This is a genomic window from Flavobacterium psychroterrae (genome assembly GCF_018380615.1).
In the GTDB taxonomy this organism is placed as follows: domain Bacteria; phylum Bacteroidota; class Bacteroidia; order Flavobacteriales; family Flavobacteriaceae; genus Flavobacterium; species Flavobacterium psychroterrae.
On sequence record NZ_JAGYVZ010000080.1, the window covers coordinates 1 to 838 of the forward strand.

Below are 838 nucleotides of genomic sequence, written 5' to 3' on the forward strand. Positions count from 1 at the left end.
GCTGTGAGGCAGTAAGGGCATAAGAATCTGATTCTTGTATTCTTGCTATTGGTTCATAACTTCCTCCCTGCTGATCTTCTTCAAGAACCTCAGACACACCGGCGATGGTGGGATGGGTGAAAAACGTTTTAAAACTTACTGTTTTTCCCGTTTGCCTGTACATGCGGTTGATTACCTGGGAAACAATTAAACTGTGTCCTCCAAGTTCAAAGAAGTTGTCCGTGGTACCTATTCCCTCCACTCCAAGGACTTCCTGCCAGATCTCCAAAAGAGTCTGCTCGAGAATATTCTTTGGCGCTACATAGGCTTTTCTTACAAGATCTTCGGACGTGATACCCGGAAGCTGTTTACGATCGATCTTTCCGTTGGGGCTTAATGGAAGCTTCTCAAGGGTAATGTAAAAAGAAGGTACCATATAATCCGGTAACTGCTCCTGTAGATACGCCCGTAAGGCTTCTTTGTAAGTATCTGTACTGCTGCTCACATAGGCCAAAAGTACTTTCTCCTGGTTTACTTCTCTGGCTTCTACCACGACTCCCTGAAAACTATCGGAGAATCCCTGGATAGCATGCTCGATCTCTCCTAGTTCTATACGGAATCCCCTGATTTTAACCTGATGGTCACTACGGCCGATATACTCGATATTGCCATCAGATTGCCAACGCGCTAAATCCCCTGTATCATACATCAGAGTACCTTTTGAGAAGGGGTTCTCAATAAATTTCTCTGCCGTAAGTTCTTCTTTGTTTAGGTAACCTCTTGCCAGTCCGGCTCCTGAGATATACAGCTTCCCTACTACACCTACGGGAACTAACTGTAAGGTGTTGTTCAGGATGTA

General features: G+C 44.9%; 1 protein-coding gene. It reads right to left on the bottom strand.

The window, feature by feature from the left end; all coding sequences use genetic code 11:
* On the bottom strand, positions 1-838 hold an 838-nt coding region (locus tag KHA90_RS25125; RefSeq protein ID WP_213308282.1), incomplete at both ends, for a phosphopantetheine-binding protein.